Raw genomic sequence first — 23,529 nt, 5'->3', positions numbered from 1 at the left:
AGACGGAAAGCATTGGCACCGGCGTCAGGCTGCACACAGGCAGCGGCCGGTCCAGAGGGGTGCAATGCGAAGGGCGGACACTCTGAAGGGCGAGTCGACAGATGTCAAATCGGCCAAAGCCGAATTCAATTGAACGTTTGAATAAAGAAAATCCTGTGGCCGCCGACACAGAGTGCAGACCTATTACAAGGGACTTTCCCAAAATGCCTCTGCGACAACTGTCCATTCAGTGGAAGATCACCCTGCTTGCCGGTTTGTGCCTCGCCGCCATCGTCACGCTACTGGTCGGTCTGTCCCTGTACCGCATGGACCACAGCTCCGACCTGGTCAAGGCCAGCAGCATGAAGATGCTCTCCGATTCAGCTCAAGCCCGCATCGAATCGCAGGGTGAAGTACAGGCGCTGAACATTCGCCGCCAGTTCATGGACGCTTACCAGTACGGCGCAGGCTTTGCCCGGCAGGTGCTGTTCCTGCGCGAACAGGCCGAAAAACGCTACCTGGACGCCTTCGACCTGCGCGAAGACATGACCGCACAGGTGCGCACCGCCCTGCTGGCCAATCCTGATCTGCTCGGCCTGTCGCTGGTGTTCGAGCCTGACGCGCTGGACGGCAAGGACAGCCTGTTCACCAATCAGCACGAGTTGGGCAGCAACGAGACTGGCCGGTTTGCCTTGTACTGGTCGCAACCGCAGGCTGGCAAACTGACCTCGATGGCCTTGCCTGAACTGGACATGGCCAATATCGAAACCGGCCCCAGCGGGCAACCGGCCAATACCTGGTGGGTCTGCCCGCGCAGCACCGGCAAGGTCTGCGTGGTCGAGCCGTATTTCTACGCCATCGATGGCCAGCAGGTGTTGATGACGAGCATCGTTTTCCCGCTGTCGGCCAAGGGCAAGGTGATTGCCACGCTGTCGGTCGACATCAACCTGAGCAGCCTGCAGGCCATGAGCGAAGAAGCCAGCCGCGGCCTTTATCAAGGCCAGACCACTGTTGGCATCCTCAGCCCGGTCGGTCTGCTCGCTGGCTACAGCGCCGACGCCAGCAAGCTGGCCCAGCGCTTCGATCAGGTCGATACCGCGCAAGGCGCTGAGTTGGTGCGCAAGCTGGCTGACGGCAAGCTGCAGATCGTTCACGCCGATCAGCGCTTGAAGGTTCTGGCAGCGTTTGCGCCGATTCCCGGCAGCAAGCCGTGGGGCGTGCTGCTCGACGTGCCGCAAAGCGCCCTGGCCGGTCCTGCCGAAACGCTGAAGAACGAGCTGGATGCACTCAATACCAGCGGCACCTTGCTAGAACTGGGCCTGGGCCTGGGCGCTGCGCTGGCCGGCTTGCTCCTGGTCTGGCTGATGGCGCGTGGCGTCACCCGGCCGATTCTGGGTGTGGCGGCGATGCTCAAGGACATTGCCAGCGGTGAAGGCGACCTGACCCGCCGCCTGCAGTACGACAAGCGCGACGAACTCGGTGAGCTGGCGGGCTGGTTCAACCGCTTCCTCGACAAACTGCAGCCGACCATTGCCGACGTCAAACGCTCGGTGCAGGCTGCCCGCGGCACGGCCGATCAGTCGGCTGCGATCGCCAGCCAGACCAGCGCCGGCATGGAGCAGCAGTATCGCCAGGTTGACCAGGCCGCTACCGCCTCGCATGAGATGAGCGCCACCGCGCAGGACGTTGCCCGCAGCGCGGCACAAGCTGCCCAGGCCGCCCGCGAAGCTGACCTGGCCACCCGTGAAGGCCTGGCCGTGATTGGCCAGACCACTGACAGCATCGACAGCCTGGCAGCCAACATGAGCAGCGCCATGGCCCAGGTTGAAGGCCTGGCAGGCAACAGCGAAAAAATCGGCTCGGTGCTCGAAGTGATTCGCTCGATCGCCGAACAGACCAACTTGCTCGCCCTCAACGCCGCGATCGAAGCTGCTCGCGCCGGTGAAGCCGGCCGCGGCTTTGCCGTCGTCGCTGATGAAGTGCGCAACCTGGCCCGGCGTACCCAGGAATCGGTGGAAGAAACCCGCCAGGTAATCGAGGCGCTGCAAGCTGGCACCCGGGAAGTGGTCGACGCCATGGACAGCAGCCACCGCCAGGCCCAGGGCGGTGTCGAGCAAGTCGGACAGGCGGTGACTGCGCTGCAACGGATCGGCCAGGCGGTCACGGTGATCACCGACATGAACCTGCAGATTGCATCGGCTGCCGAAGAGCAGAGCGCAGTGGCGGAAGAGATCAACAGCAACGTCGCGACCATTCGCGACGTGACCGAGTCGCTGTCGAGCCAGGCCAACGAGTCTGCACGGGTCAGTCAATCGCTCAACCAACTGGCCAACCAGCAGCAGGCACTGATGGACCAGTTCAGGGTCTGACGGTTCTGGTGTGTACTCACGCAACCCGGATCACGGCTGATCCGGGTTGCGCGCTACAGCTCGTCGTGAGCAGTGAACGTGCCGCCGCCGAGGATTCGGTCAAGCAGTGCCAACGCGCCTTCAACGTTCGGTCTGCGCCCCATCGGCAGCACGTCGGTCAGCGGCAAGGTTGCATCTGGGTAACCTGTCGCCATCACCAACAAGTGCATTTGATCGGCATTCAGATAGATATGATGCTGGCGCATCGCGTAAGACTGGATCAGGCTTAATGCGCCTGTCACCAAGGGTGTCGCGCTGGAGGTGCCGCCATAGCTGTCAGTGTAGTCACGGTCGTCACCCTGCTTGTCCTGTAGCTTGCCGTAGCCAAGCGTCGCCACACTGTCCCCCCAGGCGTTGAGCATTCGGTAGCGGTAGCCGTAGTTGGAATATTGGTGCGGCTTGCCGTCCCAGGACTGACAGGCCCCCACCAAAATGGTCGAAGCATCGCCATGGTCTTCGAAGTACGGCCATTGGCTCAGATCGACACCGTGCCCGCGACTCGTACCCTTGTCCGCCAGCGACTGCGTGCTGCCGTTGCTGGCGGCATTCACCACTACCGCGCCGCGTGCGGTCAGCGCCTTGCACATATCCCACCAGTCACGCTCGTGCAGCGACGGCAGAAAGGTGCTGAGCACATTGATGTTGGCGCTTTGCCGGTTGATCGCGACGATGTCGCCTGCACGCACGTGGCGCAGCATGTCTGCCGGTGTGCGGTTGTGTTTGCGACGGTCGATGGCCCGGTTGTCGTAGAGGTACAGCTCGCAGTCATGGCAGATACCCTTCATGCCGAACCCGTTGGGCTGAGCGAACAGCAGCCCAACCGAGGCGGTGCCGTGGGCGGGATCCGAGTTGGGTTGGTCGCTGATCACGCGCAGCCGATCAGTACCCCGCAGGTCTTCATGCCCGGCGAACAGGCCGCCATCGGCAAAATGCACCCGCGTACCTTTGCCGGTTACCTGCTTGCTCCACACGCTGCGGATGTTCATGCCCTTGCTCTTGGTCGTCGGTGCGTCCAGGTAGGTTTGCAGCGCTTCGTAGTCAGGGGTCGGCTGCGCCTCGTCGTAGGCGTCATTGCCCGCTGCCACCGCAACACCTGTGATCAGCGTAGCCACCAGCGCAGCGAGCCCGGCGGCGATCAGGTTTGCGGGTTCCTGTTCAGCGGGTAGAAAGGACAGCGATTCGACGTAATCCAGTGCCGCAAGGGTTCGCAGTAGCTCGACGAAGGTGTCGTTGAACATGCTTGCGGGCTGCATCATCAGGTAGTAATCGCGCAGCACCGCCAGCGCTTCGTCGTCGCGATCTGCACCGGCCAGCACCGGCTGCAGCTCGATGACCTGTTTCAAGTTCGGCCATAGACGGGCCAGGCTGGAGCGGCTCTCAGGCTCGAGATCTGCAACGAAACAGGCAAAACCGTCCTTGCCAAACTTTACCAGCAGCGGCGGCAGGGTTTGCCCAGCAGCGCTGTTGGGTAGCCCGCTGAATGCCGGCAGCAATGCATCATGGACAAGGCCAGGCTCAGTGTCAGGGAGCGCCACGGCACGCCTGGCCCGTAGCGGCGCTCCAGTCAGCGGGACCTGATCCAGAATCCGCCGGTCGGCTTCATCCGGATGGATTTCGACGACCATTGCTGGCCAGGTAATAGTAGCGTCAGCGTCGCCAGGCAGGTCTAGTTTGATGATCTGCTCATCAGTGAGGGTGATGCTGGCGCTGATCTCGAAGCGCCCGTGGCTCAACTGGGTAGCGAGGATGGCCGGGCAGCCATGATCGGGGAGCTTGCCGCTGTCGACCTGCGAGCTTGCGCTGGCCGAATCAAGCCGCTTCGGGCCTCGCTCGCCGAGGGCTCTGAGCACGTAGCGAATACGTTTGATCTTGTGCAGATCGGGGCCGATGCAGCGCAGGTGAAACTTGCCGTCAAAACTGAAGTTGCGGTAATAGAGGAATTCGATATCAAGGTTCATAGGGCGGCTTCCTGTCAATGCAGCCGCCTCCATCGCGAGCGGCCGGGCCAGCATGATTGAGCCGTATCCCGTCACATCGCAGCCCGAAGGAGTTCCCCCGCAGTCCGCCCGTTGCGATCGCAGCAGCCACACACAGCGCCAGCTAGACTGACCTCCAGCACCCACCTGCGAGGCTCGTCATGCGCGTGTCAGCGATCATTTTTGCTTTGTTCATGGCCCAGCTCGCAGGCCCCACCCTTGCCGCCGAGGCAGCCACCGCCGCGGTCGCCGAAGACAAGGCCGAAGCGCTCGAGAAGAAGGTCGTCAACGACGCACCGCCGCCGAAAAAAAGCGAGGTGCTGACTTCAGGCGAGGTCAAGGCGGTCGATCCCAATGGCCAGGCGCCGATGGACGACAGCATCACCTGCCTGGCCCGCACCATCTACTGGGAGGCCAAACAGGCCGATGCCAAGGACATGAGCGCGGTCGCCAGCGTGGTGCTCAATCGCCTCGGCCAGGACGGTTTCCCTGACACTATCTGTGGCGTAGTCAAACAGGGCGTCGAAAACAAACGCTGCCAGTTCTCCTGGTGGTGCGACGGGCGCCCTGACCAGGTCGAGGAAAAGGACCGTTACGACATTGCCAAGGAAATAGCCCGCAAGGCGCTCAACCAGCAGCTCAAGGACCCTACCAACGGCGCCCTGTATTTCCACGACCGCTCGACGCGGCCAGTCTGGGCCAAGGCTTACCGCAAGACTGCCGAGACCCGGTTGTTTCTTTTTTACAAGCCCAACCCATCCCTGGCGCGCTGAGCCTTACACCGCAAGACGGCGCACCCACAGCGGCTGCGCGGGCGGCAATGTCGGCACCGCATCCAGCAGCGCCCGGGTATAGGCATGGCGCGGCTGGCCCAATACCTGAGCGGCGCTACCCTGCTCCACCACCCTGCCCGCTTGCATCACCAGCACATGATCGCTGACCTGCTCGACCACACCCAGATCATGGGAAATGAACAGGCAGGCCAGGTTCAGCTCGGTCTTGAGTTCAGCCAGCAAGGCGAGGATGCGTGCCTGTACCGACACGTCCAGCGCCGACACGGGTTCGTCGCAGATCAACAGCCGCGGTTTCATCGCCAGTGCACGGGCAATGGCGATGCGCTGACGCTGGCCCCCGGACAACTCCAGCGGGCGCCGTTCCAGCACGCTGGCAGGCAACTGCACGCGCTCCAGCAACGCCACCGCCTCGGCCCGCTGCAAGGTCCGCGGCACCCCGGCCAGCGCCAGCGCTTCGCTGAGTACGCGCAGCACGCTGTAGCGAGGGTCGAACGAAGCCAGCGGATCCTGGAACACCACCTGGATGCCCTGCCGGGCCTGCCGCTTCTGCTCGGCGCCAAGCGCCAGCCAGTCGCTGCCGGCGAACTCGACCCGGCCCTGGTCAGGTTGCTCCAGGCCGAGCAAGATGCGCCCCAGGGTGCTTTTGCCAGAGCCAGATTCTCCGACAACGCCCAGGGTTTGCCCGGCGCGCAGCTGCAACGACACCTCGCTCAACACCTGGCGGACGCTGCCGTCGGGGCCGGCAAAGGCTTTGCCCAGCCCGCTTGCAGCAAGCAATACCGGCTGCTCAACGGCGCTCACGCTGGGTTCGACCAACGCCAGCGCAGGCTGCGTCGGCCGCTGCAAATGGACGGCACGCGCGGCGCTGAGCAGGCGCTGGGTGTAAGGGTCTTGCGGGTCCTGCAGAATCTGTTCGGCACTGCCCTGCTCCACTACCCGACCGCCGCGCATCACCACCACCCAATCAGCCAGCCGTGCCACCACCGCCAGATCATGGCTGACCATCAGCAAGCTGTTCTGCTCATCGCGCAGTTGCTCGAGCAGGCGCAAAATCTGTGCCTGCACGGTCGCGTCGAGCGCCGTGGTCGGCTCATCGGCGATCAGCAGGCGCGGCCGGCAGGCCATCGCCGAGGCGATCAACGCGCGCTGACGCAGGCCACCTGACAACTGCCACGAATACTGCTGAGCGCGCACCTGCGGCTCAGGCACGCCGACCTCGGCGAGCAACTGCAGCACCCGCAGACGACGTGCCTCCGCGCCAAGGTCAGTGTGCAGCAGCAGTGCCTCTTCGATTTCGCCACCCACCCGCCGCAACGGGTCGAGCGAACCCAGTGCGTCCTGCATGATGAAACCGATCTGTGCGCCGCGCAGGCGCAGGTAGTCAGCCTGGTCGAATACACGCAGGTCGCGCCCGGCAAACTCCAGCCGTTGCGCCTGCACCTGCGCGCCGTGGCCCGCCAGGCCGACGAGACTGCGGGCAGTGACGCTCTTGCCCGAGCCCGACTCACCGACCAGCGCCACGCACTGCCCGGCGCGCACCTGCAGATCGACTCCGTGTACCACCGCTACACCGTTGAAGCTCACCCGCAGGTCGCGGATGTCGACCAGTGCCGAAGCCGTATCCAATTCACTCATAAGCCTTTGCCCTCGCTACGCCGTAGCCAGTCTCGGCCGATGGCGCTGATGGAAATCACAGTCAAGGTAATCGCCAGCGCTGGCCAGGCCATCAGCCAGGGCGCGTTGGCCATGAAGTTGCGTGCCACTGCCATGCTTGCGCCCCACTCGGGGGCCGGTGGCGGTGCGCCGAAACCGAGAAAACTCAGCGCGGCAGCGGCGGTGATAGCCCCGCCGAGGCCGATGCAGGCGAGGATCAGTACCGGTTGCACCGCATTGGGCAGGACATGGGCAAACACCACCGCCAGCGGCCGTCGGCCCAGGGTCAGCGCCGCCTCGACGAAACTGGCATGGCGGATGCTCAGGGTCTGCGCGCGCACCAGCCGGGCGTAGCGCGGCACTGCGGCGATGCCGACGGCAATGATCAAGTTGGTCGTACCCTGGCCAAACAGCGTGATCACCACCAGCGCCAGCAGCAGGTCGGGAAATGCCAGCAGCACATCCACCGCGCGCATCAGCAGATTGTCCAGCCAGCGCGGTGCCAGGCCGGCAAGCAAGCCGAGCAACGTGCCCAGGCCCAGCCCGAGCAGGGTTGCCGTCAAACCGATCAGCAGGGATGCACGCGCACCGTGAATGACCCTGCTGAGCACATCCCGTCCGTTCTCATCGGTGCCCAGCCAGAACTGGCTGCTGGGCGGTTGATAGGCCATGCGTGCATCAGCCAGCAAGGGGTCGGCCGGCGCTAGCCAGCCGGGCACTGCCACCGCCAGCAACAGCAGGCCGATGATTGCCCAGGCCAGGCGCAACCCTGGCCGCCCAGGGCGCCAGCGCGACAGTCGCGCACTGGTTGCCAGCGTCGGCACCTGGGCAACGGGAATGATCGCGTTCATGCAACCTCCTGGCTCAAGGTGCCGGATTTGGCGTACGCCGATGCACAGCCTGAATCTCCGCCAGCAGCTCGTCATCCAGTTGCAGCTCCAGCGCACCGAGGTTGTCGTGCAACTGCGCCAGGCTGGTCTGGCCGGTAATGGCACTGGCCACGAACGGCTGATGGATGACGAAGGCCAGCGCCAGCTGCGCCGGGCTCAAGCCTCGTTTGGCGGCGATCTGCACATAGCTGGCGATGGCGCTGTCGGCTTCAGTGCTGTCGTAGCGGTTGAAGGTGCGGTACACCGAGGACAGACGCGCACCCTCGGGGCGGGCGCCATTGAGGTACTTGCCGGTCAGCGTACCGAACGCCAGCGGTGAATACGCCAGCAAGCTCACGCCGTCACGGTGGCTGAACTCCGACAAGCCGTTCTCATACAGGCGGTTGAGCAAGCTGTAAGGGTTCTGGATGCTGGCAATACGCGGCAAATCGCGTTGTTCGCTGTGCCGCAGGAACTGCGCCACGCCCCACGGTGTTTCGTTGGAAACGCCGATATGGCGGACCTTGCCAGCTTTGACCTGTTCGTCGAGCACCGCCAGGGTTTCAGCGATTGCAGCGCTGTCCGGGTGGTCATCCACGTAGGGGTATTCACGCGCGCCAAAGAAGTTGGTGGTGCGGTCTGGCCAGTGCAGCTGATACAGGTCCAGGTAGTCGGTGCGCAGGCGCTTGAGGCTGCCATCCAGAGCGGCAACGATGTTGCGCCGATCATGGTGCGAAAGGCCGTCACGAATGTGCGTCTGCCCGGCAGGATCACGCGACGGCCCGGCAATCTTGCTTGCCAGCACCAGTTTGTCGCGGTTACCGCGTGCAGCAAGCCAACTGCCGATGAAGCGCTCCGTGGTGGTCCAGGTCTCGGCCCGGGTCGGCGTTGGGTACATCTCGGCGGTATCGATCAGGTTGATCCCGGCGGCGACGGCGGCGTCCAGTTGCTGGTGGGCGTCCTGCTCGGTGTTCTGGTGGCCCCAGGTCATCGAGCCAAGGCTGAGCAGGCTCACGTTGAGGTCGGTGTGGCCCAGGCGGCGGTACTGCATGGTGTGCTCCTTTTCGATAAATGACGGAAGGCGAAGGGCTCAGGCCAGTTGCGAAAGCTCTGCGCTGCTGGCCTGGGTGTACTGATTGACGGCCTTGGGCAAGCCGAGGTGATCGCGCAAGGTGCGGCCCTGGTATTCGCGGCGGAACAAACCGCGCTTCTGCAGCAGCGGCACCACCTCTTCGACGAACACCTGCGCGCCTGACGGGAACATGTCCGGCATGATGTTGAAGCCGTCGCCGGCGCCCGCGAGGAACCATTCGGCCAGGGTGTCGGCAACCTGCTCGGGCGTGCCCACCGCCAAGCGGTGGCCCACCAGAATCCGCCGCGACAGCTGGCGGATGGTCAGGTTTTCGCGCCGGGCCAGGTTCAATTGCGCCTCGAGAAACCCATGCGAGCCGCGCTCGAAGTCCGCCACGGCGCCGATCTGCGCCCAGGGCAGCGGCGCGTCCGCGTCCAGTTCGCGGGCGTCGATGCCAATGCGCCCGGCCACCTGCTGCAGCAAGCCGTGCTCACCGTGCCAGGCATTGAGCTGGTCGAAGCGCGCGTGGGCCTCGGCCTCGGTGCTGCCGATGACCGTCGACAGTCCAGGCATGATCTTCAAGTGCTGGGGGTCACGGCCCCAGGCTTTGGCGCGCTGTTTCATCTCGCGATAAAAGGCCAGGCCGTCGGGCAAGGTGGTCTGGGTGGTGAAGATCGCATCGGCATAGCGCGAGCCAAGCGCTTTGCCGCCTTCGGAAGAACCAGCTTGCACCAGCACCGGTCGGCCTTGTGGCGAGCGTGGCAGGTTGAGCGGACCCTTGACCTGAAAGTGCTCGCCCTTGAAGTCCACCGTGTGCACTTTGCTCGGGGCGGCAAAGCGGCCTGTGGCGCGGTCGCCGATGATCGCGTCGTCCTCCCAGCTGTCCCACAGTTTGAGGGTTACATCGACGAATTCCTCGGCACGGCCATAGCGGTCGACATGCAGCGGCGCGCCGCTGAGGCCGAAGTTTTGCGCGGCGGCATCGCCGGCGTTGGTGACTACGTTCCAGGCGGCACGGCCGCCGCTGATGTGATCCAGCGAAGCGATCCGCCGGGCCAGGTTGAACGGCTCGTTGTAGGTACTGGAACAGGTGGCGATTACGCCAATATGTTCGGTGGCCGCTGCCACGGCGGTAAGCAGCAGGGTCGGCTCCAGGCGCCCGCCCGGCTGGCTGGCGACATCCGGCGGCAATGCCGGGCCGTCGGCGAGAAAGATCGCGTCAAGGCAGCCGCGCTCGGAGATGCGCGCGATGTTGCGGTAATAGTCGACGTCGATGTAGGCATTCAGCGCAGCCTCGCCCTGACGCCAGGCGCCGGAATGTGAGCCAAAGCCGAGGATGTTCATGCCCAGGCTCATCTGTTTTGCTTGCGTCATGGGGTTGCTCCTGTTCAGACAGCGCTGGCTTCATCGAAGGTAGGCTGCACGTCACTGGCTGCCGCCTGTTTGGCCCGCCAGGCGGCAGCCGGGCTGATGCCGTTGAGGTAGTAATTGCCCAGCGCCTGCTCGCGATAAATCGCCGGATTGTGCGATGCCAGGGTGCGCGCGTTGCGCCAGTGGCGGTCGAGCCGGCGCTGGTTGCTGGTGGCCGAAGCGCCGCCGACTTCGAACAGCAAGCTGGTCGCCTCGAGTACTTGCGGCAAAACGATCTGCTGCGCCTGGAAGGCATGTACTTCGGCATCGGTGTAGAGCTGCTCGGGCACTGCGCCGAGCTGGCCGGCTGCAGATGCAGCCTGCAGGCTCTGGGCAACCGCGCCGACCTGCGCCTCGGCACTGAAGGCCAGGCTCGACAGACGCCCGACCACTTGCTGCACCAGCGGGTCGTCAGCCGGTCGCGACTGGCCGGGCAAGCCGAACGCGCGGGTGCGGCCCTGTACAAAGCCCACGGCATCCGCCAGGACAGCGCGGGCAATGCCTGCCAGGGTGGCCAGGTGAACGGCCTGGTAGAACGCCGTCAGGTATGATTCGGCGCGCAATTCGCGCTTGGCGAAACGGCGCAGGATGTGCCGTTCGGGGACGGCAACGTGGTTGAAGCGGGTGGTGCCGCTGCCGGTCAGGCGCTGGCCAAAGCCGTCCCAGTCATCGACCACTTCAACCCCGGCTGCACTGGTCGGCACCGCCAGGCTGACGAAGTCGTCGCCATGGTTGGCCACGGCTGCAACCCAGTCCGCGTAAAGCGTGCCGGTGCAGTAATACTTTTCGCCATCGAGGCGATAGCCGCCCTCCCCGCTGTCGCTCAGTTGCACCGTGTTGCTGGTGCTGTCAGTGCGCTCGGCCATGGCCGCACCCCACAGCTCACCGGCGGCAACGCGGGTAAACCAGTACTGTTGCGAATCAGCATCGGCTGCCGACAGGCGACCTTCGACGAAGCCAAAGTGCGCGCGAAAGATCTGCGGCAGATTCGAATCAGCCTGCCCCAGGCGCATCAGCTGGCGCAGCAACTGCGGCAGCGAGGCGCCCAGCCCGCCGTGGACTTGCGGGACCCTGAGCGCGCCGAACCCCGCTGCCCGCAACCAGGCCACCGGCTCATGGGCCAGGGTCCGTTGCTGCTCGCGCTCAACAGCGCCGGCGGAGATGCGGGTGTAGATCGGGCCGAACCGCGCATCCAGTTCGGCATCGGTGATTGCAGTGTTCGATGGGTGACTCATGACGGTTCCTTTCGCGGATTCAATGGTGGGCAGTGCGCGGGTCGATGGCCTGGGTCAGCAGGTCCACCAGCAGATTGACCAGCACGTAGATGGCAGCGGCCAGCAAGGTCACACCGAGCACCAGCGGCACGTCCTTGTTGGCAGTCGCGTCGAGCATCAAGCGGCCGATCCCCTGGCGGCCGAACAGCAGCTCGAGCACCACCGCCCCGCCGAGCAGGCTGGCGAATACATATCCGGCCAGCGTCACCAACGGCACCAGCGCGTGGCGCAAGGCATGGCGCAGGCGCACGCCGGTATCGGACATGCCGCGGGCACGCGCCTGAGTGATGAAGGGTTGCTCGAGCACCTGCTCCAGTGACTGGCGCAGCACCTGCGCCAGCAGCGCAGCGATGGGCAGACCCAGCGCCAGGCTGGGCAGCAGCAGCGACTGCCAGCCGGCCGAGCCGGACGGCGGCAGCAAGTGGAAATAGAAACTGAAGGCGAGCAGCAGCACCGTCCCGATGACGAAATTGGGTACCGCCGACAGCACCAGCTCGACGCCCGACACCAGCGCCCGCAAGCGCCGCCCGCGGTTGGCGGTGAGCAGCGCCGAGGCGAGGGCCAGCAGCACCGCCAGCATCGCCGCGGTACTGGCCAGGGCCAGGGTCGCCCCGAGCTGCTCGCCAATCGCCTGCACCACCGGGATACGCAAACGGTACGACTCGCCAAGATCACCCTGGGCAAGGCGCGCCAGGTAACTCAGGTATTGCCGCCACAGCGGCTGATCAAGGCCGTACTCGGCACGCACCTGGGCCAGCAGTTCGGCGCTGGGCATTGCATCCGGGCCGCCGACAATCGCCAGCGCGGTATCCCCGCCACTGTGTTGCATGCCCAGAAAAGTCAGGCTGGCCGCCGCCCACAGCACAATCACGCCATCGCGCAGGCGGCGCAGCACGGTCGCCACTAACTTCATGGTTGCTCCTTGGCCAGCCACACGCTGGTGAACAAAGGGACATTGTGCGAGCCGTCGAACAGCACGCCGGCGACGGCCTTGCGGTACGCCAGCAGCATCTGGCTTTCTACCGACGGCACTGCCGGCACGGTCTCACCCAGCCGTTGCTGGGCCAGCCGATAAAGCTCGCGACGCCGCTGCGGGTCGGTGCTGCGGCGCGCCCCACCGAGGTACTGGTCCAGCTGCGCATCACGGAAATGGCCAACGTTCTGGCCGATCAAACGCGCGCTGGGAATGGCATTGCTGTGATAGAGGATGTACAGCCCGTCAGCCGTATTGGTGTGCCAGTAGCCGCCACCGACGGCATCGAATTCGCCGGCATAGCGCAGTTGCATCACCCGCGTCAGCGGCAGCACGTCGATTGCCATGGCAAAGCCGATCTTGCGCAAATCGGCCTGTACCGCCACCGAAACGTTGGCCGGAAACGCCGGGTTGTCATAGGTGAGCAGGGTCGCTTGCAGGCGCTGACCATTGCGCATGCGCACGCCATCGGCAGCGCGCTCGGTCCAGCCGGCAGCATCGAGCAGGCGGTTGGCTGCGGCCGGGTCGAATGCCAGCGCGTCTTGCGCTATCGGGTCGTAGCTTGGGGTATTCACGGCGAGATAGTCGCCCTTGGCGAGAAACTCACCAAAGCCCGATATCCACGCCAGGCCGTCGCGGTCGATGGCTTTGGCCATGGCCTGGCGCACCCGCACATCGTCAAACGGCACCCGCTCGACATTGAAGGTGATGCTGCGCGCAGGGTTGCCTTTGCGGATCCGGCTGCGCAGGGTCAATTCGGGGTTGGCGCGGATAGCAGCGGCGTTCTGCGGCGGTGCGTCGAGGGCCATGTCGATGTCGCCGGCTTCCAGTGCGGTGTAGCGGATCATCGCCTCGGGTACGTAGCTCAGTTCGAGTCGATCCAGATAAGCCTCGCCCTGATGGTTGATGGCCGCCGGCGACCAGTCATAGCCAGGGCGACGGCTGAATACCGCGCCTTGGTCGCGCACGTAGCTGTCGAGCACGAACGGCCCGCTGCCGATCGGCCGGGTCGCGATGCTACGAGGCGCCTCGAGGATCTGCTTCGGCGAAATCATGCCCAGCCATGCCTGCGAGAGCACGTCGAGGAACGGCGCGTAAGGCTCGCGCAGGGTCGCCTCGAAGGTGAACTCGTCGATCACCCGGCCTTTGAGGTAGGGCGCGATGTAAGCGGCCGCCAGCGGCGATTTGGTCGCCGGGTCACGCATGTGCTCAAGATTCAGCCGCACCGTCTCGGCATTGAAGCGGGCGCCGTCGCTGAAAGTGACGTCATCGCGCAGGTGAAAGGTATAGGTCAGGCCATCGGCGCTGATTTCCCAGCTTCTCGCCAGCCAGGGCGTCAGCGTGCCGTCTTCGGCCTGATAGACCAGGCAATCGAACAGGATCCGCCCCAGCCACTGCATGTTGCCGTGGGACAAACCGTGGATGTCGAAGCTGCCCGAATCGGTGGCGGCAGACACGCGCAAGGTGCCACCGCGCAGGCCCTCACGCTGCTCGACAAAATCACTCGCTGGGTAGCGCATGATGCCGTTGACGGCCGTCACCGCCTCGCCTTTGAGGCTGCTGGCCGTGTGCGGCGGCGCAGGTGGCGAGCAGCCGCCGAACAGCAGCGCACTGGCCAGCAGCATCGGCGTCAGCACGTGCCTTTGCGCAGCCGCCATCAGAAGCGCACCGCTACGCCGGTGGTGACTGAGAACGCATCACCCGGATAGAAATTGGCAGAGTCGCGGCCGTTCGCGTTATAGGCGGTGTTGGCCGCACTGGCGTAGCGCTGGTCGGTGAGGTTGCGCAGGTCAGCAAACACTTCCCACTTGCGGCTCGGCGCCTGGAAGCCGACCTTGGCCCCCCACAGCAGGTACGAAGGCGCCTGCCAGGTGTTGGCGTAATCGATGTAATAGCTGGAGGCTGCGCGCAGGTTGAGCGAGGCGTAGAAACCACTGGCCTGGCGGTAGGCCAGTTCAGCCTGGTACACCTGGCGCGGCAGGCTTGGCAGTTCGTTGCCGCCGAAGGTGTCGTCGTCGCGGTACTTGAAGTCGTTGAGGGTGTAGGCCTGGCGCAGGTCGAGGGTGTCGCCGCTGGCACCGGTCCAGAGCAGCGCATTGAGACCGGCTTCGATGCCTTGGTGAATCGTCGGGCTGGCGTTCGAGGTCGCCGTCAGCTGGTCCTGGGTTGCGCTGGCCTGACGCACCACCACGGTCAGCAGCTCATCCTGTACCCACGAACGGTACAGGGTCAGGCTGCCATCGAAGATGCCATGACTGCCGCGCACACCGACTTCGAAGGTGGTGGCTTTCTGTGGCCGTACATCATAGAGAAACGGGTTGCCAGTACTGCCCAACTGCCAGGTCACCGGCGGATCGATGCTGCGACTGACATTGCCGAACAGCTGGAATTCGGGGTTGATCTGATAGCGCAGGCCGAGCCGCGGCGCCAGGTCATTTTCAACATATTCAACGCGGGTCGGCAGGTTGCTGGGGTTGGCCGTGGTCAGCGTGGTGCCTTCGATCTCGGCCTTGCGGCGAATATTGACGAACGACAAGCCGGAGGACAGCCACAGCGCATCGGTCAATTGCAGCTCGTTGCCGAACGTCAGCACCGTGTCCCGCGAACCGGTGTAGTTGGTCTCCTGGATTTTCGCGCCGGTGCTGCGATTGTGCGACTTGACGTCAGCCAACGACGCCCGGGTGTTGCTGAAGATGATGCTGCTGTTGCTGGGCAGACCGAACAGGCGGTCGCCGGTGCGGAAATAGCGCAGGGTCAGGTTGATGTCCTTGGAGCGCCAGTCCTGCGGCGTGGGTGAGTAGCGCCAGCCGTTGAGCAAGGGGTAGTTGTTGTAGGAAGCGCCGACTTCGAGTTTGTTGCCATCGTCGAAGGTGTAGGTGGTCTTGTTGCCGATGAAGGTGGTGCCGTCCTTGCGCCGCCCGGTCGGGGCAGTGTTGCTGCGCGGGTCGTGCTTGAGCTGTTGGCGGGTCAGCGTGTTGCCGTTGGTGAGTTGTTCCTCGCGATATTTGACGAACAACCGGGTTTCCAGCTTGGGGCTGAACACATGACCGAAGTTGGCCGCCAGGCCGCGGCCTTCGTTGTTGGCCTGGTCCTGATAGCCGTCGCGCTCGTTGTGCAGCACGTTGATGTAATAGTCGCTGTCGCCGACTACGCCACCGGTGCTCAGCTGTTGCTTGCGGTAGCCGTAGCTACCGACCTCGAAGCGGGCGTAATTGCCCGGGTCGGTGCGCCCGGTCTTGCTGACGAAATTGATCGCGCCGCCCAGTGACAGCGCTGCGTACTCAGAGGCGTTGGCGCCGTACAGGACCTCGGTGTGGTCGATGCCCTGCATGTCGAGGAAGTCTTCCTGGGTGCCGCCGGGGCCGGTGATCGGCAGGCCGTCGAAGAGGAACTTGGTGCCCAGCACGTAGCCTTGATAGAAGGTATTGAGCCCGGAACCGCGGATCGAGATCTTGTTCGCGGCGGTGCCGCTGGTGCCTTGGGCGAACACTCCCGGCTGCAGGGCAAGGACGTCTTCGGCGTTGGCAGCACGGCCCTGCTCGACCTGACGGTTGTCGATCACTGCGGTATTGCCGGCAACCTTCTGCAGGCGCTTCTGATCCTTCTGAGCGCCACTGGCTGCGGCGCCGGTAACGGTGACTGTGCCGAGGGTGGATTCCTCGGCAGCAAATACCGAGGGGGTGAGCAGCGCCATCAGCACTGCCACACTGGCGGCATTGCCCAGTGGGTGACCGGTAAGTCGAACTTTCGCACGCACTGCTGATACTCCCTATATATGTATCACCGCCGCACCTCGCTGTTTCGAGGGCCACCGTTGAATGCTTGTAAAGTGAGTACTGCAGGTGTCGTGCCAGCTATCAAAGTACCTGTTTATTGGCCTTCAAGCGATTTCCCTAGTTGTGCTCCAGCACAAACTGTTGCACCTCTGTTGCTCAGCAAACAGTTGCAGGCATCTTTCCAATAAGCGCTCAAGCACGGCCATCAGAGCAGTTTTCAAAACCACACCAGTCCTTGATTCGAGTAATTAACATATAACCTTGAGTGTTTGAATGCCGACAGCAGAGCAACAATTAAGCTGCTTTTTACTCACGCATCATAAACGGCATGACGGCGCGCCCCGCCCCGCAGCGTCTTTTCCAGGCTGGCATAAAACCTGCTCTATAACTTGTGACAGGCCTGACTATGCCCATAGAACGCCGAGGCAACTAAAACATGAACTTCAAGGATTACCCCAATGCCCGTGCTGCAACCCAATCAACTGCGTGTGGCCGTCCGCCACGCCACCCTGGCCACAGCCCTTAGCGCCACCCTGGCCAGCCCACTGTATGCCGCAGAGACCGAACGAACGCTGGGTACCATCACCGTCCAAGGGGCTAAGCAGACTGCTGCGCAAGCGGCCAGCAGCCAACTGGCAGAAGTCCCTGGCGGGACCAGCGTGGTCGACAGCGAAGAAGTCGCCAAAGGTCGCACCGGCAACCTGCAGGACACCCTGGGCTATCAGCCGGGGGTCTTTGTGCAGTCCACCGGCGGCAACGATGCGGCAAAGATCTCCATCCGTGGCTCGGGCGCCAACACCTCGCCTGGGTATTTCCGCGAAGGCATCAAGTTTCTCTTCGATGGCCTCCCGTTGACCGGTCCGGGCGGTACGCCATATGAGTTCCTAAACGCCGCTGGGGTTAACTACACCGAGATCCTGCGCGGCGCCAACGCCTTCCAGTACGGCGCCTTGACCCTCGGCGGCGCGGTCAATTTCGTCAACCATAGCGGCTATACCGCGCCCGGCCTGCGCCTGCGGGGTGAGGCCGGCAGCTACGGCTATCAGAAGCAAAGCATCAGTTATGGCGGCGTCGAGGGCGACCTTGATTACTACCTGCAAGCCGACAATTACCGCAACGACGGCTACCGCGACTACAGCCTGTCGCGCAGTTCGGGCATCGTTGCCAATGCCGGCTATCGCTTCAGCCCCAAACTTGAAACGCGGGTATTGCTGCGTTACCGCGACGAATTCCACAACGACCCGAGCGCGACCACGCTGGCTGCGGCCAAGCACAACCCACGCCGGGCCAGTGCCACCGCCGAAAGCAGCGGTGCCGGTGCGCGCCGCCCCGGCAGCATCTGGCTGGGCAGCAAGACCACCTACACTTTCGACGACGACGCCCGGCTGACCGTGGGTTTGTCCTACCACGACTACCGCCACACCAATAACCCACGCAGCCCGACCAACCCCAGCTACTGGGACTGGCACGACCTTGGCCTGCTGCTCGGCTATGACCGCATCGACACCTTGTTCGGCCATGAAAGCCGCAGCAGCGTTGCTTTCACCTCGACCCAGCACCTGCGCGGCGGGGTCAATTCGGCCAATGATGACAAGGTCAGCTTGAAGAAAGTTGATTATCAGGATTCGTTCGACCGGGTGATTGCCCTGGGCAATGACCTCAATCTGGTCGATGGCCTGTGGCTGACCAGCGGCGTGTCGTTCGTCAACGTGCGACGCAAGGCCGACATCGACTACGCGGTGAACCCCAACCGCACCGACTTCCCGCAGCACGTCGACTACGACAACTGGAGCGTTGCCCCGCGGGTCGGCTTGCGTTACGAGTTCAGCCCTAACCTGCAAGTCTTCACCAACCTCAGCCGCAGCATCGACCCACCGGCATCCTGGGAATACTCAGGCTCCGGCCCGACCCTGCCGTACATTCGCCCGCTGGTGGAACAGAAAGGCAACACCTTCGAGGTCGGCATCAAAGGCTCGCACGGGATCTTCGACGGCAGCCTGGCGCTGTACCGCTCGTGGATTCACAACGAACTGCTCAACGTGCAGATCATTCCGGCCAGCAATGGCGCGGCGGCGGTCACCGGCGCGTTCAATGCCACGCCGACCATTCACCAGGGCATCGAAGCCGGCCTGAACACCCGCCTGTGGGAAAACACGCAAGGCGACCAGGTGCGCCTGCGCCAGGTTTACACCCTGAACGATTTCTACTATCGCAACGACGACACCTTCGGCGACAACCAGCTGCCTGGAATCCCCAAGCATGTCTATCAAGGTGAGCTGCAATACCGGCACCACAGCGGCTGGTACAGCGGCGTCAACGTGCAGTCCGCGTCGCGCACGGCAGTGGACTACGCCAACACGCTGTATGCGCCTTCGTACACGATCTGGGGCGCGAAAGTGGGTTACGAGGCGCCGAAGGGCAACTGGAAAGTCTCGCTGGACGTGAAAAACCTGGCCAACAAAGCCTATGTGTCGGCCATCACCCCGGTCTACAACGCGCGCGGTCAGGATTCGGCGGCGTTCTGGCCGGGCGACGGCATCGGCGCCTACGTTGGGCTCGAGCTGCGCTACTGACAGCAAACCGGCGTTGCCCCGCGCCAGCGGAGCAACGCCGACGGCTCAAAGATTTGAGGCGCGCGGCATCAGTTCATAGGGCAACTTGAAGCCGGGCATGGCCTTGATTCGCTGTTTCCAGGCTTCGATATGGGGGAAATCACTGAGCTGCATGCCGGTCTCTTCCGGCATGTACACGTAGCCGGCCAGCGACAGGTCAGCGATGGTCAAGCGCCCGCCGACCATATAGGGCGTGGTACTCAGGTGCTGTTCGACCACGCGATAGGCCGCCTTCGCTCGGTCACGGAAAAACGTCGTGACTTCGGTTTCACCGGTCTTTTTCAAACCGTAGAGAAAGCGCAAGGTCGCGTAATAGCTGGTGAATTTGTGATTATCAAACAACATCCAGCGCCAGATTTCGCGACGCTCGTCTTCACTCTGCCAACCAAACTTGCCCGTCTGCTCGACCAGGTACTCAAGAATTAGCGCCGACTGGGTGAGGGTCTTGCCGTCGTGTTCAAGCACCGGGACCTCGCCCTGCTGATTGACCTGATTGCGCCAGTCTTCATCCCGGGTCTGGCCATTGAAGAAGTCGACCGGCACCGCCTGCCAGTCGCAACCGGTCAGCTCAAGCATGAGCGCAACCTTGTAGGCGTTGCCGGATTCACCAAAGCAGTGCAGCGTGTATTCAGACATGGTCGACCTTTAGCGTGTGTTGAATGATGGAGACCGCCCAGCAGTAGAGCATGCTCGCCGCATGCCGGCCACTGCACGTACGCAGCCAATTGAACTAGTTTTAGTGAATAGCGCTCTTATGATCATGCAGACATTCCCCTAGGCTTCACCCTTCTGGAGGTTTCGCCATGCGTCGTTTGATTGTTGTTTCTTCGCTGTTGGTTCTGCTGCCTGTTGGCTCGGCGATGGCCCGTGTCGATGGCCGTGATATTGCTACTTCGGCGGGTGTATCCGCTTCCCTGTACTCCACCTTCAAGGATGACAAACGGATCATCCCGGCCCGTGACGAGCTTTCGGCGTTCGTGGCTAGCGGCGGTGCCATCCGTGGTGCTTACGTTGAATCGGCGCTGGAACAGGCGCGTCAGAGCAATCCTGGCCTGCAGGTCAGTGACGAAGAGCTGGCTCAGGCGATCCTGTCGCAAGACAACTGATCGCTGCTGTACGCGACGAACACTGGACCACGTCTACGCCCCGCGTAGCGTGGTCTTTTGCTGTGCAGACTTGATAATCTGCGGTCATTTTCAATAAACCGACGAAACAGTCTCGGCGCGCCACGCCTTGGTGCGCTCACCGCCAGCCGCTATGGTTGCTGCACGTCTTCACAACCCAGCGGAACAGCCTCCATGAAAGCCATTGTCTTTACCCAGCACGGCCTGCCGATCAGCGATCCTGCGGCATTGTTCGACACCGAGCTTGAGCAGCCCAGCCCTGGGCCCCGCGATCTGCTGGTCGAAGTGCAGGCCATCTCGGTCAACCCGGTCGATACCAAGGTCCGCGCCGGCAGCGGCAGCACCGCGCAGCCGAAAGTACTCGGTTGGGACGCCGTGGGTATCGTCCGCAAGGTCGGCAGCGACGTGAGCCTGTTCCAGCCAGGCGATGAGGTCTTCTACGCCGGCGCCATCGACCGCCCCGGCAGCTACAGCCAGTTTCACCTGGTGGATGAGCGCATTGTCGGGCACAAGCCGCGCAGCCTCGACGCCGCCAGTGCCGCAGCGCTCCCGCTGACGTCAATTACCGCCTGGGAGTTGTTGTTCGACCGCCTGGGCGTTGCCGAAGGTGGCGGTCAGGGGCAGACCCTGCTGATCGTCGGCGCTGGCGGTGGTGTGGGCTCGATCCTCACCCAGCTGGCGCGCAAACTGACCGACCTGACCGTGATCGGCACGGCCTCACGCGCTGAAACCCAGCAATGGGTCAAGGACCTGGGCGCGCATCATGTGGTCGATCACAGCCAGCCGCTGCCCGCACAGATTGCCCAGATCGGCGATGGTCAGGTCGACATGGTCATCAGCCTGACGCATACCGACCGCCACTTCGCCCAGTTGATCGAAGTGCTGCGTCCACAAGGCCGGCTGGCGTTGATCGACGACCCGGCTACCCTTGACGTAGTGCCGCTCAAGCGCAAATCGTTGTCGCTGCACTGGGAGCTGATGTTCACCCGCTCGCTGTACCAGACCGCCGACATGATCAAGCAGCACCAGTTGCTGGATCGGGTTGCGGCACTGGTTGACGAAGGGGTGTTGCGCACCACGTTGGGTGAGCACTTCGGTGCGATCAATGCACAGAACCTGCGTCGGGCCCACGCCCTGATCGAGAGCGGCAAGGCCAAGGGCAAGATCGTCCTGGAAGGATTCGACGCCTAGGCTTGCTCAGCCAGCGGCTGCGCCTCGGTCAATCGCCCAAGGCCTGCAGCCGCTGTACCAGGAATGAGCGCAATTGCTGCATCATCGGCGTCAATGACTGCCGGTGGGCACACACCAGATGTAACGGCGTCGGCTGCCCCCAGGCCCGCGGGAACAGCTCGACCAGGCGCCCTGCCTCGAGGTCGGCGCGCACATCCAGCTGCGACTTGAACACCACACCCAATCCCGCCACCGCCCAGCGCCGCACCACATCGGCATCATCACTGGTGCGATCGCCGGCGACCATCACTGCCTTGACGCCATGCTCGGTATGAAAGCTCCAGCGTTCATGGGTCAGGTCGCCCATCATGTAGCGCAGACAGTTGTGCTGGGTGAGTTCCTCCGGCGTGCGCGGCGCACCATACCGGGCGATGTAGGCAGGGGCTGCGCAGAGGATGCGCCGGTTGTCCGCCGCCAACGGCAGCGCCACCAGGCTGGAGTCGGCTAACTGCCCATAACGAATCCCCGCATCCAGCCGGTCACTGAAAAAATCCGCGACCTGGTCGCTCAGCCTCAGCTGCAATTCAATCCGTGGGTGCGCCGCCTGAAACTCATCCAGCCACGGCAACAGCAGGTTGCGCCCCAGATCGGAAGGCATCGACAGGCGCAACGGCCCGGCGATTTCCTCGCGGCCATCAGCCAGTGCCAGCTCACCTTCGCTAAGTGCTTCCAGCACCTGACGGGCATGTGGCAGGTAGCGCTGCCCATCGTCGGACAGGCGCAGTTTGCGCGTCGAGCGCACGAACAAACGGATACCCAAACTGCGCTCCAAACGCTGCACCGCACCACTGGCCAAGGCCGGGGAAATGTCCAGTTGCCGCGCCGCCGCCGAGAAGCTGCCGGCCTCGACGGTGGTGACGAATACCTGCAGATCGTCCATGCGCACCAGTTTCTTGATCAACCGCCAATCCTCACTGATTCAAGCCAAAGCCTTGCCGTAGAGCGCTGAGGGTCTAGGCTGACAGTTCAAGCCAATAAAAAGAGACCACCAATGCCGATGCCCCGCCCACCCTTTGCCGCCGCCCTCGCCCTGTGTCTGGCCTGCTCTCAGGCCATTGCCGCCGAACCCACCCCACAGGACCTGCTCAAGCAAGCCCAAGCCGAGCAAGCGCACTACCTCGACACCCTCAAAAGCCTGGTCTCGGTCGATACCGGTACCGGCACCGAAGCCGGCCTGAGCCAGGTCAGCGCCGAACTGGTCAAGCGCCTCAAGGCGCTCGGTGCCGATGTTAAAACCCATCCTGCCACACCTTCGGTTGGCGACAACATCGTCGGCACCTTCAAGGGCAGCGGCAGCAAGGACTTCATGCTGATGGTCCACTACGACACCGTGTTCGGCCCAGGCACCGTGGCCAAGCGGCCGTTCCGCGTCGAGGGCGAACGCGCCTTTGGCCCAGGCGTTGCCGATGCCAAAGGCGGCGTGGCGATGATCCTGCATGCGCTGAAGCTGCTGCAGGACCAGCAATTCAAAGGCTACCGGACCCTCACCGTACTGTTCAATCCAGACGAAGAAATGGGCTCGGCCGGCTCTAAGACGATCATCGCCGAGCTGGCCCGCGAGCATGATTACGTATTCTCCTACGAGCCGCCAGACAAGGACGCAGTAACGATCGCCACCAACGGCATCAACCGCCTCAAGCTGGAAGTCAAAGGCCGCTCCTCGCATGCCGGTTCTGCACCTGAAGAAGGCCGCAACGCACTGACCGAACTGTCCCATCAGATCCTTCAGCTGAAGGATCTGGGCGATGCCAGCAAAGGCACCACGGTCAACTGGACCCTGGCCAAAGCCGGCGAAAAGGCCAACATCATTCCTGCCCTGGCGACCGCCGAAGCCGACATGCGCTATTCGGACTTGAGCGAAAGCGATCGCGTCGCGGCCGATGCCAAACGCATCGCGCAGAAGCAGCTGATCGCCGACACCCAGACCAGCGTCACCCTCGAAAAAGGCCGCCCACCCCTGGCGCGCAACGAAGGCTCCAGCGCCCTGGCCAAAACCGCCGGCGAGCTGTATCGCCAGATCGACCGCACGCTTGAGCCGATTGCCATGCGCTTTGGCACCGACGCCGGGTATGCCTACGTGCCGGGCAGCGCGAAGCCTGCAGTGCTGGAAACCATGGGCGTGGTCGGTGCCGGTCTGCATGGCGATGATGAATACATCGAGCTGGCCAGCGTCGCGCCGCGCCTGTACCTGACGGTGGCGATGATCAGGCAGCTGGCGCAGTAAACCCTGCGGTTGTGAGTGAGCGTGATGAACATTCTCTACGATGAACGCGTCGATGGCCGGCTGCCGGCCATCGACCAGGCCGAGGTGCTGGGGGGGGGGGGGGGGGCCCCGCCCCCCCCCGAGATTATTCACCCCACCGACGACCACACGCCCTA

At 63.6% G+C, this 23,529-nt stretch carries 17 protein-coding genes and 1 pseudogene; 7 read left to right on the top strand and 11 right to left on the bottom strand.

What is annotated here, in order from left to right:
* Positions 1-101: 101 nt before the first annotated feature.
* Together ACQZ2L_RS21480 and ACQZ2L_RS21475 are read left to right on the top strand one after the other, a co-directional pair.
* Positions 102-1,490: pseudogene (locus tag ACQZ2L_RS21480) on the top strand (HAMP domain-containing protein); the annotation flags it as partial.
* A gap of 102 nt (positions 1,491-1,592) precedes the next feature.
* Complete coding sequence (locus ACQZ2L_RS21475; protein ID WP_371411609.1) at positions 1,593-2,348, top strand: methyl-accepting chemotaxis protein; 756 nt, start codon at positions 1,593-1,595, stop codon at positions 2,346-2,348.
* 53 nt (positions 2,349-2,401) lie between these two features.
* Here the strand turns inward: ACQZ2L_RS21475 and ACQZ2L_RS21470 are convergent, their stop codons facing one another.
* Entirely contained in the window at positions 2,402-4,345 is a 1,944-nt protein-coding gene (locus ACQZ2L_RS21470) for a S8 family serine peptidase (RefSeq protein WP_430327763.1), read from the bottom strand.
* 179 nt (positions 4,346-4,524) lie between these two features.
* On the opposite strand from ACQZ2L_RS21470, the gene ACQZ2L_RS21465 reads away from it, so the two are divergent.
* A complete protein-coding gene (locus ACQZ2L_RS21465; RefSeq protein WP_430327762.1) occupies positions 4,525-5,136 on the top strand; it encodes a cell wall hydrolase in 612 nt (203 codons plus the stop codon).
* Positions 5,137-5,139: 3 nt separating this feature from the next.
* Here ACQZ2L_RS21465 and ACQZ2L_RS21460 read toward each other — a convergent pair whose 3' ends face one another.
* The 8 genes from ACQZ2L_RS21460 to ACQZ2L_RS21425 are packed head-to-tail and all read right to left on the bottom strand — an operon-like array spanning position 5,140 to position 16,165.
* Positions 5,140-6,792: a dipeptide ABC transporter ATP-binding protein gene (locus tag ACQZ2L_RS21460; RefSeq protein WP_430327761.1), complete on the bottom strand. Its 1,653-nt coding sequence runs from the start codon at positions 6,790-6,792 to the stop codon at positions 5,140-5,142.
* Positions 6,789-7,661: an ABC transporter permease gene (locus ACQZ2L_RS21455; protein WP_430327760.1), complete on the bottom strand. Its 873-nt coding sequence runs from the start codon at positions 7,659-7,661 to the stop codon at positions 6,789-6,791. Before ACQZ2L_RS21455 ends, ACQZ2L_RS21460 begins: the two co-directional genes overlap by 4 nt.
* 13 nt (positions 7,662-7,674) lie before the next feature.
* Positions 7,675-8,730 (bottom strand): NADP(H)-dependent aldo-keto reductase, encoded by a 1,056-nt coding sequence (locus tag ACQZ2L_RS21450; RefSeq protein WP_430327759.1) that lies wholly within the window; start codon positions 8,728-8,730, stop codon positions 7,675-7,677.
* Positions 8,731-8,769: 39 nt separating this feature from the next.
* Positions 8,770-10,125, bottom strand: a complete 1,356-nt coding sequence (locus ACQZ2L_RS21445; protein ID WP_430327758.1) for an LLM class flavin-dependent oxidoreductase — start codon at positions 10,123-10,125, stop codon at positions 8,770-8,772.
* Between the two features lie 14 nt (positions 10,126-10,139).
* A complete protein-coding gene (locus tag ACQZ2L_RS21440; RefSeq protein ID WP_430327757.1) occupies positions 10,140-11,396 on the bottom strand; it encodes an acyl-CoA dehydrogenase family protein in 1,257 nt (418 codons plus the stop codon).
* Between the two features lie 19 nt (positions 11,397-11,415).
* A complete protein-coding gene (locus ACQZ2L_RS21435) occupies positions 11,416-12,348 on the bottom strand; it encodes an ABC transporter permease (RefSeq protein WP_430327756.1) in 933 nt (310 codons plus the stop codon).
* The gene (locus tag ACQZ2L_RS21430; RefSeq protein ID WP_430327755.1) at positions 12,345-14,066 is read right to left on the bottom strand and encodes an ABC transporter substrate-binding protein; all 1,722 of its coding nucleotides are present in this window, start codon (positions 14,064-14,066) and stop codon (positions 12,345-12,347) included. Before ACQZ2L_RS21430 ends, ACQZ2L_RS21435 begins: the two co-directional genes overlap by 4 nt.
* Entirely contained in the window at positions 14,066-16,165 is a 2,100-nt protein-coding gene (locus tag ACQZ2L_RS21425; RefSeq protein ID WP_430327754.1) for a TonB-dependent receptor family protein, read from the bottom strand. The genes ACQZ2L_RS21430 and ACQZ2L_RS21425 overlap by 1 nt, the downstream gene beginning before the upstream one ends.
* A gap of 477 nt (positions 16,166-16,642) precedes the next feature.
* Here ACQZ2L_RS21425 and ACQZ2L_RS21420 point away from each other — a divergent pair, with 477 nt between their 5' ends.
* On the top strand, positions 16,643-18,757 hold the full coding sequence (locus ACQZ2L_RS21420) for a TonB-dependent receptor family protein (protein ID WP_430327753.1): 2,115 nt from the start codon (positions 16,643-16,645) through the stop codon (positions 18,755-18,757).
* 45 nt (positions 18,758-18,802) lie between these two features.
* Here ACQZ2L_RS21420 and ACQZ2L_RS21415 read toward each other — a convergent pair whose 3' ends face one another.
* Entirely contained in the window at positions 18,803-19,432 is a 630-nt protein-coding gene (locus ACQZ2L_RS21415) for a glutathione S-transferase family protein (RefSeq protein WP_430327752.1), read from the bottom strand.
* 167 nt (positions 19,433-19,599) lie between these two features.
* Between ACQZ2L_RS21415 and ACQZ2L_RS21410 the strand changes: the two genes are divergently transcribed.
* The gene (locus ACQZ2L_RS21410) at positions 19,600-19,902 is read left to right on the top strand and encodes a DUF2388 domain-containing protein (RefSeq protein ID WP_101318955.1); all 303 of its coding nucleotides are present in this window, start codon (positions 19,600-19,602) and stop codon (positions 19,900-19,902) included.
* A 192-nt stretch (positions 19,903-20,094) separates the two neighbouring features.
* Complete coding sequence (locus ACQZ2L_RS21405; protein WP_430327751.1) at positions 20,095-21,111, top strand: zinc-binding alcohol dehydrogenase family protein; 1,017 nt, start codon at positions 20,095-20,097, stop codon at positions 21,109-21,111.
* A gap of 28 nt (positions 21,112-21,139) precedes the next feature.
* Here ACQZ2L_RS21405 and ACQZ2L_RS21400 read toward each other — a convergent pair whose 3' ends face one another.
* Positions 21,140-22,039 (bottom strand): LysR substrate-binding domain-containing protein, encoded by a 900-nt coding sequence (locus tag ACQZ2L_RS21400; protein WP_430327826.1) that lies wholly within the window; start codon positions 22,037-22,039, stop codon positions 21,140-21,142.
* Between the two features lie 102 nt (positions 22,040-22,141).
* Between ACQZ2L_RS21400 and ACQZ2L_RS21395 the strand changes: the two genes are divergently transcribed.
* A complete protein-coding gene (locus ACQZ2L_RS21395) occupies positions 22,142-23,374 on the top strand; it encodes a M20/M25/M40 family metallo-hydrolase (protein WP_430327750.1) in 1,233 nt (410 codons plus the stop codon).
* The last annotated feature ends 155 nt before the right edge of the window (positions 23,375-23,529 follow it).

This window comes from Pseudomonas shirazensis (assembly GCF_050496565.1).
GTDB classification, from domain to species: domain Bacteria; phylum Pseudomonadota; class Gammaproteobacteria; order Pseudomonadales; family Pseudomonadaceae; genus Aquipseudomonas; species Aquipseudomonas shirazensis_A.
Note: the sequence above shows the minus strand (reverse complement) of the source record. Positions and strands in the feature narration are given on the sequence as shown.